The sequence below is a fragment of the Variovorax sp. W2I14 genome (genome assembly GCF_050435205.1).
GTDB lineage: Bacteria > Pseudomonadota > Gammaproteobacteria > Burkholderiales > Burkholderiaceae_C > Variovorax > Variovorax paradoxus_C.
The window spans coordinates 2,222,537-2,231,876 of the sequence record NZ_JBNDJX010000001.1 but is presented as its reverse complement, the minus strand read 5'-3'; the positions used below and the strand labels follow the sequence as shown (position 1 = coordinate 2,231,876).

The 9,340-nt window shown below is 66.8% G+C and carries 12 protein-coding genes; 8 read left to right on the top strand and 4 right to left on the bottom strand.

What is annotated here, in order from left to right; all coding sequences use genetic code 11:
- The first annotated feature begins 17 nt into the window (after positions 1-17).
- The 5 genes from hflC to QF040_RS10285 are packed head-to-tail and all read left to right on the top strand — an operon-like array spanning position 18 to position 4,222.
- Positions 18-917 (top strand): protease modulator HflC, encoded by a 900-nt coding sequence (hflC, locus tag QF040_RS10305; protein ID WP_013542106.1) that lies wholly within the window; start codon positions 18-20, stop codon positions 915-917.
- A gap of 16 nt (positions 918-933) precedes the next feature.
- The gene (locus QF040_RS10300) at positions 934-1,122 is read left to right on the top strand and encodes a DUF2065 domain-containing protein (RefSeq protein ID WP_013542105.1); all 189 of its coding nucleotides are present in this window, start codon (positions 934-936) and stop codon (positions 1,120-1,122) included.
- A 44-nt stretch (positions 1,123-1,166) separates the two neighbouring features.
- A complete protein-coding gene (locus tag QF040_RS10295; RefSeq protein ID WP_429610940.1) occupies positions 1,167-2,327 on the top strand; it encodes an ATP phosphoribosyltransferase regulatory subunit in 1,161 nt (386 codons plus the stop codon).
- Positions 2,328-2,349: 22 nt separating this feature from the next.
- Positions 2,350-3,681, top strand: a complete 1,332-nt coding sequence (locus tag QF040_RS10290) for an adenylosuccinate synthase (RefSeq protein ID WP_307644240.1) — start codon at positions 2,350-2,352, stop codon at positions 3,679-3,681.
- A gap of 16 nt (positions 3,682-3,697) precedes the next feature.
- Positions 3,698-4,222, top strand: coding sequence for a phosphoribosyltransferase (locus QF040_RS10285; protein WP_013542102.1), 525 nt, complete (start codon positions 3,698-3,700; stop codon positions 4,220-4,222).
- Positions 4,223-4,233: 11 nt separating this feature from the next.
- Here QF040_RS10285 and QF040_RS10280 read toward each other — a convergent pair whose 3' ends face one another.
- From QF040_RS10280 to QF040_RS10270, 3 genes are all read right to left on the bottom strand, one after another.
- Positions 4,234-4,698, bottom strand: a complete 465-nt coding sequence (locus QF040_RS10280; RefSeq protein WP_429610939.1) for a VOC family protein — start codon at positions 4,696-4,698, stop codon at positions 4,234-4,236.
- Positions 4,699-4,761: 63 nt separating this feature from the next.
- Positions 4,762-5,628 carry a helix-turn-helix domain-containing protein gene (locus QF040_RS10275; RefSeq protein WP_429610937.1) on the bottom strand — a complete coding sequence of 289 codons (867 nt, stop codon included), beginning with the start codon at positions 5,626-5,628 and terminating at the stop codon, positions 4,762-4,764.
- A gap of 65 nt (positions 5,629-5,693) precedes the next feature.
- Entirely contained in the window at positions 5,694-6,035 is a 342-nt protein-coding gene (locus tag QF040_RS10270; protein WP_429610936.1) for a DUF5713 family protein, read from the bottom strand.
- Between the two features lie 115 nt (positions 6,036-6,150).
- Between QF040_RS10270 and QF040_RS10265 the strand changes: the two genes are divergently transcribed.
- The 3 genes from QF040_RS10265 (at position 6,151) to QF040_RS10255 (ending at position 8,592) form a co-directional block, all read left to right on the top strand.
- Positions 6,151-7,344: a PLP-dependent transferase gene (locus QF040_RS10265; RefSeq protein ID WP_429610935.1), complete on the top strand. Its 1,194-nt coding sequence runs from the start codon at positions 6,151-6,153 to the stop codon at positions 7,342-7,344.
- A gap of 15 nt (positions 7,345-7,359) precedes the next feature.
- The gene (locus QF040_RS10260; protein ID WP_429610934.1) at positions 7,360-8,319 is read left to right on the top strand and encodes a hypothetical protein; all 960 of its coding nucleotides are present in this window, start codon (positions 7,360-7,362) and stop codon (positions 8,317-8,319) included.
- 69 nt (positions 8,320-8,388) lie between these two features.
- Positions 8,389-8,592: a hypothetical protein gene (locus tag QF040_RS10255; protein WP_013542096.1), complete on the top strand. Its 204-nt coding sequence runs from the start codon at positions 8,389-8,391 to the stop codon at positions 8,590-8,592.
- 80 nt (positions 8,593-8,672) lie between these two features.
- Here the strand turns inward: QF040_RS10255 and QF040_RS10250 are convergent, their stop codons facing one another.
- Positions 8,673-9,320 (bottom strand): arylesterase, encoded by a 648-nt coding sequence (locus QF040_RS10250; RefSeq protein ID WP_429610933.1) that lies wholly within the window; start codon positions 9,318-9,320, stop codon positions 8,673-8,675.
- Positions 9,321-9,340 lie beyond the last annotated feature (20 nt).

The following is a 9,340-nucleotide window of genomic DNA, read 5'->3' as shown; positions in this document are numbered from 1 at the left end:
TAAAGGCCTAGAAGAACATGAACAGAATCGGATTCATCGCCTCGTCGATCCTCGTCTTGCTCGTGCTGCTGAGCTCGACCCTCTTCGTGGTCGACCAGCGCCAGTTCGGCGTGGTCTATGCCCTCGGCCAGATCAAGAGCGTCATCACCGAGCCCGGCCTCAACTTCAAGTTGCCGCCGCCGTTCCAGAACGTGTCGTACATCGACAAGCGCCTCCTGACGCTGTCGAGCATCGACACCGAGCCCATGCTCACGGCTGAAAAGCAGCGCGTGGTGATCGACTGGTATGTGCGCTGGCGCATCAGCGATCCACAGGCGTACATCCGCAACGTCGGCCTCGACGAGAACGCAGGTGCCATGCAGCTGAACCGCGTGGTGCGCAATGCGTTCCAGGAAAACATCAACAAGCGCACGGTGCGCGACTTGATCTCGGTGCGTCGCGAGGCCTTGATGGCCGACGTGCAGCGCGAAGTGCTGGCCGTGGTGAAGGGCAGCAAGCCCTGGGGCGTCGATGTGGTCGACGTGCGCATCACCCGCGTGGACTATGTGGAAGCGATCACCGAATCGGTCTACCGCCGCATGGAAGCCGAACGCAAGCGCGTGGCCAACGAGCTGCGCTCGACCGGTACGGCCGAAGGCGAAAAGATTCGCGCCGATGCCGATCGCCAGCGTGAAGTGATCGTGGCAAACGCCTATCGCGACGCCCAGAAGATCAAGGGCGAGGGCGATGCCCAGGCCGCCAGCGCCTACAGCGAGGCCTTCGGCCGCGACCCGCAGTTCGCCCAGTTCTACCGCAGCCTCGAGGCCTACAAGCAGAGCTTCAACAAGAAGAGCGACGTGCTGGTGGTCGACCCTTCGTCCGACTTCTTCCGTGCCATGCAGGGCTCCGGCTCCGCGGGCAACGCACCCCGCCGCTGATCTGCTCCGGGGTTCAGTGAGCGCCGAGACCTTCTGGAGTGCGCTGGCGCTCGTCCTGGTGATCGAGGGCATCCTGCCCTTCGTGTCGCCGGGAGGTTGGCGGCGCGGCTTCGGGCAGCTGATGCAATTGCGCGACGGGCAGCTGCGTTTCTTCGGTCTTTGCAGCATCTTGTTGGGCTTGGTACTACTTTGGGTTTTGGCGTAGCGCGGTCCCGGTAGAATCCCGGTTTAACCACGCCCCCGATCCCCATGTCCGCCTGGGTCCTCCCGGATCACATTGCCGATGTGCTGCCTTCCGAGGCGCGCCACATCGAAGAACTTCGACGCCAGCTGCTCGATACCGCCCGTGGCTATGGCTACGAGCTGGTGATGCCGCCGCTGCTCGAGCACCTCGAGTCGCTGCTTTCCGGCACCGGCGAGGCGCTCGACCTTCAAACCTTCAAGCTCGTCGACCAGCTATCCGGCCGCAGCATGGGCCTTCGTGCCGACACCACCCCCCAGGTGGCGCGCATCGATGCTCACCTGCTGAACCGCGACGGCGTGGCCCGGCTTTGCTACTGCGGCCCGGTGCTTCACACCCGGCCCGACCGCCCGCATGCGACCCGCGAGCCCCTGCAGTTCGGCGCCGAGATCTACGGCCACGCCGGCCTCGAAGCCGACACCGAAACCCTGCTGCTCGCGCTCGACTGCCTCGATGCCGCGGGCCTGCGCAACGGCGTGATCGTCGACCTGGCAGACGCCCGCATCGTGCGTGCGCTGTTCGCCGGCGTGCCGGTCGACGCCGCCGCGCTCGCCCGTGTGCACGCCGCGCTGGCCGCCAAGGACGCGAGCGAACTGCACCTGCTCACGAAGGATTTCCCGGCCGCTTCACGCGACGGGCTGCGCGCGCTGGTCCAGTTGTACGGCGACGCGTCGGTTCTCGATGAGGCAGCCAAAGCCCTGAAGGGCACGCCGTCCGTAAGCGCCGCGCTGGCCGACCTGAAGCAACTCGCCGCCGGCCTGAACGGCTCGGCCGGGCGCCAGATCAGCTTCGATCTGGCCGACCTGCGCGGCTATGCCTACTACAGCGGCATGCGCTTCGGCATCTACGTGCCTGGTGCCGCCGATTCGCTGGTGCGCGGCGGCCGCTACGACGAGGTGGGCGCCGTGTTCGGCCGCAACCGCCCGGCCGTCGGTTTCAGCCTCGATGTGCGCGAATTGGTCGGCGTGCTGCCGGCACGCCCGCTGCGCGCCGCCATCCGCGCGCCCTGGAGCGATGCGGCGGGCCTGCGCCAGGCCATCGCCCAACTGCGCAAGGCCGGTGAAACGGTTGTCTGTGTGCTGCCGGGACACGGCAGCGAAATCGATGAATTCCACTGCGACCGCGAGCTCGTCGAGCAAGCTGGCCAATGGAATGTCCGAGCGATCTGAATTTTTAAGCAATGGAACGAGCATGAGCGTAACCACCGGAAGAAACGTGGTCGTCGTCGGCACCCAGTGGGGCGATGAAGGCAAGGGCAAGCTGGTCGATTGGTTGACGGAAAGCGCCCAGGGCGTGGTCCGTTTCCAGGGCGGCCACAACGCGGGCCACACGCTGGTCATCAACGGCGTGAAGACCGCGTTGCACCTGATCCCGAGCGGCATCATGCGGCCCGGCGTCAAGTGCTACATCGGCAACGGCGTGGTGCTGTCGGCCGCCAAGCTCTTCGAGGAAATCGAAGGCCTGGAGAAAGCCGGCGTCGAAGTGCGCTCGCGCCTGCGCATCAGCGAGGCCTGCCCGCTGATCCTGCCGTTCCACGCCGCGCTGGACATCGCGCGCGAGGCCTATCGCGAGAAGGGCGGCGTCGAGAAGATCGGCACCACCGGCCGCGGCATCGGTCCGGCGTATGAAGACAAGATCGCCCGCCGCGCGCTGCGCGTGCAGGATCTGAAGCACCCCGAGCGCTTCGCCGCCAAGCTGCGCGTGCTGCTCGACCTGCACAACCACGTGCTCACGCAGGTGCTGGGCGCACCGGCCGTCGATTTCGACACCGTGTTCGACGAAGCCATGCGCCACGCCGTGCTGCTCAAGCCGATGATGGCCGACGTCTCGCGCGAGCTGAACGACGCCAACAAGGCCGGCGCCAACCTGCTGTTCGAAGGCGCTCAGGGCACGCTGCTCGACGTGGACCACGGCACCTACCCGTACGTCACCTCCAGCAACTGCGTGGCCGGCAACGCCGCCGCCGGTTCGGGCGTGGGCCCGGGCATGCTGCACTACATCCTGGGCATCACGAAGGCTTACTGCACGCGCGTCGGCGGCGGTCCGTTCCCGACCGAACTCGACTGGGCCACGCCCGGCACCCCCGGCTATCACATGAGCACCGTGGGCGCCGAAAAAGGCGTGACCACCGGCCGCAGCCGTCGTTGCGGCTGGTTCGACGCCGCGCTGCTCAAGCGCTCGGCGCAGGTCAATGGCCTGTCGGGCCTGTGCATCACCAAGCTGGACGTGCTGGACGGCCTCGAGAAGCTCGAGCTGTGCACCGGCTACGAACTCGACGGCGAAACCACCGACATCCTGCCGATGGGCGCTGACGAAATCGAGCGCTGCACGCCGATCTACGAAACCCTCGAAGGCTGGACCGAGAGCACCGTGGGCGTCACGCAGTACGACAAGCTGCCGGTCAATGCGCGCCTCTACCTGCAGCGCATCGAGCAGATCACCGGTGTGCCGATCCACATGGTGTCCACGAGCCCGGATCGCGACCACACGATCATGATGCGTCACCCCTACCTGGCCGACTGAAGAGGAACAAAGACCCATGTTGACCGAAGACGGCAAACATCTCTACGTCAGCTATGACGAGTACCACAACCTGATCGAGAAGCTCGCGATCAAGGTGCACCAGTCGGGCTGGGAGTTCGACACCATCCTGTGTCTCGCGCGCGGCGGCATGCGCCCGGGTGACGTGCTCTCGCGCATCTTCGACAAGCCGCTGGCGATCATGTCGACCAGCTCCTACCGCGCCGACGCCGGCACGGTGCAGGGCCATCTGGACATCGCGCGTTTCATCACGACGCCCAAGGGCGAGATCGCCGGCAAGGTGCTGCTGGTGGACGACCTGGCCGACTCGGGCCACACGCTGCATGCCGTGATGGACATGCTGCGCAACAACTACAAGCCGATCACCGAGCTGCGCAGCGCCGTGATCTGGACCAAGGCGCTGTCGACCTTCACGCCCGATTACTCGGTCGAGTACCTGGCGACCAACCCCTGGATCCACCAGCCCTTCGAGGGCTACGACTCGCTCGGCGCAGAGAAGCTGCTCGAGAAGTGGTCGGTCTGATCAAGCCCTGATCAGGCCCCGCACGAGCCGTCGCCGGAAGTGAGCATTGCGGTGTAGCGCCGCTGCATCTCTTCCGGTGTCAGTTTTTCGATGCTGTGCCCCACGTTCCAGCGATGGCCGAAGGGGTCGCGAAACACCCCGGAGCGCTCGCCGTAGAACTGGTCCTGCGGCGCCATGTCGAGCGTTGCGCCGGCCGCCACGGCCCGTGTCACCACCGCATCCGCATCGTCCACATGCAGGTGCAGCGTCACTGCGCTGCCGCCCAGCGTCTTGGCGCTGCGGATGTTGTATTCGGCGAACTCGTCCGAAATCATCAGGATCGCGCCGTTGTGGAAGTCCAGCTCCGCGTGGCCGATGCGCCCGCTGGGCTCGGTGAGGCGGAAGATCTCCTTCACTTCGAAGACCTGGCAATAGAAGTCGATGGCCGCTCCGGCATCGTCGACGCAGAGGTACGGGAACAGTTCGTGGATCGCCATGAGGATTGCCTTTCGAGAGAAGGAAAGCAGTTGTCGTGGCGCCGATTCTGGGTTGCCGCGCCGCTAGCGTCTTGAACGAATTTGACCTGCTGTGGTGCCCGCGGGCACATGCCGCGGCGACGTGGCCCCGGTCCGCCGCCACGCCTGCGGCGACATGCCCGCCAGCGCGGAGAACTCGCGGCTCAGGTGCGCCTGGTCGCTGTAGCCGGCGGTGAGCGCGATCTCGGCCCAGCTTTGTGCGGGGTCGCTTGCCAACGTCAGCGCGCGGTCGAAACGCATCACGCGCGCGTACTCCTTGGGGCTGAGGCCGACCGCGCCGCGAAACAGCGCGATGAAGCGGCGATGGCTGTACCCGCTGCGCGTCACCAGCCCGGCGATCGAAGGGTTCTCGCGGGCCAGCGGTCCGAGCGTGGCGGCGATGGCCGGATGCAGGCCGCGCAGGCCGGCACCGAGCGCGTCGATGACGCGCTGCGCGAGCAGGGCTTCGAAGACGTTCAGTTGCCTTTCGAGGTCGCCCGCCGCATGGACTTGTTCAAGCGCGGCATCGGTCTGCCGCGCGCCCCAGAGCGCGTCGAGCGGCGTGTGCTGGCTGGCCAGTGCGTCCTCGGGCGCGCCGAGCAACGCGCGCGCGGCGCCGGGCTGAAGCTGCGCGCCGACGGAGCGCGTGGCCACCGAAACATCGCGCATGTAGGAGGCGGCGCGCGCGCCACCGACGATCGCGTAGCCGCGGGTCTGGCCGCGTGTGTCGTCGGCGCTATCGAACAGCTTGAGCGGCGGGCCCGACAGGCGGAACACCAGGTGCATGCCGCCCGTGGGCAGCACATGCTCGCGCGCGCCCGGCCGTTCGGTCGGCATGCCTTCGGGCGCCGAGGCCCACAGCAGCTTGATGAATGGCTGCAGATGGGGAGGAGGGGGCCGCGTCAGCTGCATGCTGCGAACCCCGGTTGGAACAGGCTGTGGCCCATCGGGCGGATTGTGCGATGGCGCCGCCCGGCTTACCAGTCGCGCGTGGCGATCACATCCTCGATGTCCACATCGACGAACCCGTAGGCCCTGACGATGGTCTCGAAGTCCGCGCCAATGGCTTCGCGCGCGCCTGTTTTCAGTTCGCTGTCGTTCTCCTCGAATTCCTCGACCAAATCGTTGAACCGGTTCGTGGCGGCGTGCGTCAGCTTCAGCAGGTCGGCGTCGTTGGCTGGTTTTTTCGCCTCGATCGCCTCGCAGAGATCGACCAGGATCTGCTTGCATTTGTCCACCAGGAAGTCGGGAAAGTACGCGTCGCGGTACATGTCCTGAAGGAATGGGTGGTTCTGCAACTGCGGGTTCGTGATCGGCATCGACGGGCTCCTGGTGAGGGGTGTGTGGCGTGCTTCGCGAAAGCGCGAGGTCGCGAAGCCGCGAGTCTAGGGCGCCCGGTTTCCCCGCGTGTGACGGGCGCGCTAGCATCGGCACATGAGCAAGCCTTCGACGACCCTGATCCACCATCCCTACACCCCGCCGGCTACCTTCGCCGCGCCGCAGCCCGGCGTGTTCAAGGCATCGACCGTCTTCTTTGCCGACGTGGCCGCCATGCGTGCACGCGACTGGAAGACCAAGGCGGGCTACACCTACGGCCTGCACGGCACGCCGACCACGTTCACGCTCGAGGAGCGCCTGGCCACGCTCGAGGGCGGCACCGAATGCCTGCTGGTGCCCAGCGGCCTGGCGGCCATCTCGCTGGTTTCGTTCGCGTTCCTGAAGACCGGCGACGAGGTGCTGATTCCCGACAACGCCTACGGCCCCAACAAGGCGCTGGCCACGGGCGAACTGGCCAACTTCGGCATCACGCACCGCCTGTACGACGCGATGAACCCGGCCGACCTGGAGGTCAAGATCTCGCACCGCACGCGGCTGGTGTGGCTGGAAGCGGCGGGCTCGGTCACGATGGAGTTTCCGAACCTGCCCGCGCTCGTGGACGTGTGCCGCTCGCGCGGCGTGGTGACGGCGCTGGACAACACCTGGGGCGCGGGCCTGGCCTTCGCGCCCTTCGATTTCAACGGCACGGGGCAGGGCGTCGACATCTCGGTGCACGCGCTCACCAAGTACCCGAGCGGCGGCGGCGACGTGCTGATGGGCAGCGTGGTCACCAACGACGAGCGGCTGCACCGCGCGCTCAAGCTCGCGCACATGCGCATCGGCTTCGGCGCCGGCGTGGGCGATGTGGAGACGCTGCTACGCTCGCTGCCGAGCATCGGCCTGCGCTATGCGGCGCACGACCGTGTGGCGCGCGAACTGGCCGGCTGGCTCAACGGCTGCGAGGAGATCGCGCAGGTGCTGCACCCCGCGCTGGAAGATTCGCCCGGCCACGCCAACTGGCGCGCGCTGTGCGGCGCCAACGACCTGGCCGCGGGCCTGTTCTCGGTCGTGTTCGACGAGCGCTACAGCACCGAGCAGGTCGATCGTTTCTGCGACAGCCTGAAGCTCTTCCGCCTCGGCTATTCGTGGGGCGGCCCGATCAGCCTGGTGGTGCCCTACGACATCGGCCTGATGCGCGATGCCAGCGTGGCGCGCTGGCCCTACAAGGGCACGCTGGTGCGCTTCTCGATCGGGCTGGAAGACGTCGACGACCTTCGCGGCGACCTGCAGCAGGCGCTGGGGCAGATGTAAGGCCTGCTGCGCGCAGTGGGCAGAAAAAATCGCAAGAGCCGGTACGTCGCGCCGCGTGCTGCGCGCGACGTGGTGCCGCCCGCGTCGCAAGTCGTTGCGCCGCGGGTGCTGAACGTGCCCGCGCATGTGCTGGAAGCGCTCGCACAAGCGGGGCCGCTGGAAGGCGTGCCGGACCTGCGCGGGACGCGGCTCCTGATCGGTGGCCTCGTGGCGTTTTTCGTGTTGATGGCCGCGGTACTCGTCGCCGGTGCCGTGCTGCAGGAGGACTGGTCCAACGCGCGCGGCAACGAAGCGATCGTCGTGCTCCTCGGACTGGCGTTGTTCGGGCTGCTGGGCGGCGGCATCTGGTATCTGCTGCGCCAGTTTTCGCGGGTGGGCGAGGGGACGATGCTGCGGATCGATGCGCAAGGAATGCGCTGGGGCGACCCAGCATCGCCGCAGGCCGTGGCATGGCACGAGGTGTGCCGTGCGCGCATGGGTTTCGATGACGTGAAGACGGAGTTCGCATCGAGCGAAGCCATCGTCAAGCGGCTGGTGTTCCAGCAGGCGGTGCGGGGCGGCGAGCCCAGGGAAATCCGGCTGCCGCTGGCGCTAACCATCGACACCGGCCGCGTCCTTCGCTTTCGCAACCGGGCCGTGCTGCTGCGCGCGCTATTGCTGCATCTGGCGACCCGGCCCCGGCCGCGCCTGCGCTTCGATGCGGAGGTGTTCATCGATGCCGGCATCGACCCGCAGACCTGGGCGCCGATGCTCGCCCCGAGGCGCTGGATGTGGCTGTCGTCCCTCGGCGGACTGGTGCCGGTGCTGGGCGTGATCTTCCTCTGGCCGCTTGGCGAACACATCGGATGGATGGTGGCCGCGATGGTCTTGGCCATGGTGGCTGGCGCGGGCGCCATGGGCTGGTTCATGCACCAGCGCTACCCCGGTTTGCAAGGTGTGTTCGAGTTCGAAACGGCACCCGGCGCCACGCCTTGAGACTGCACCGTTATCGCTTACAGTAGGCGACGCACAGTCACCGTGACTGTCTCGCCTCAAGGAGAAGCAGTGGCAACACCAAATTACGGCTATGAGAAGCGCCAGAAAGAGCTGGCCAAGAAGAAAAAAAAGGAAGAAAAGCTCCGCGAGAAGCAATATCGCAAGCTCAGCCCGAGCAGCGACGGACTGGCTCCCGGAGACCCGGAGACCGACGTGGCATCGCTCGAACGCGATCCCCCCACGGTGCCCGAGTTGCCCACCAAGAACGGTTGATCCGCTCCTGGCGTCCCCATCGAAAAGCCGCCGCAGGCCTGCGCCTGCGGCGGCTTTTTTCTTTTCGCGCGCCGCCCGATTTACCTGGGCAGCAGCTTGCGCAGTTCGGGCCAGACGTTGTCGAGCAACTGCGGCTGCGCCACGGCGGTCGGATGAATACGATCGGCCTGGAACAGCGAGATGGCGTCGGGCGCATCGGCCACGCCCTTGAGCAGGAAGGGAACGAGCGCCGACTTGGTCGCACTCGCCACCTTGGAGAACACCGCCTCGAAGCGCCGCGTGTAGTCGCCGCCGTAGTTCGGCGGCACCTGGATGCCGACGATCAGCACCTTCGCGCCCGCGGCCTGCGCGGCCTTGGTGATCTGCAGCAGGTTGGCCTCGGTGTCCGAGAGCGGCAGGCCGCGCAGCGCATCGTTGGCGCCGAGCTCCACCACCACGTGGCTGGGCTTGTGTTGTGTGAGCAGGGCGGGGAAGCGGGCGCGTCCGCCGGAACTGGTGTCGCCGCTGATGCTGGCGTTGACCACGGTGGCCGCGATCTTCTGCTGGGCAAGCCTTTTTTCCAGCAAGGGTACCCAGCCTTCGCCACGCTTCAAGCCGTACTCTGCGCTCAGCGAATCGCCCAGCACCAGGATGACCGGCTTGTTGCCGGTTGCGTTGGTGGCCTGGGCGTGCGCCGCGGCCGTCCATGTTCCCGCGCTGCCCGCACCGCCTAGTGCGGCGGTGGTCAAGATAAAGTCACGTCGATTCA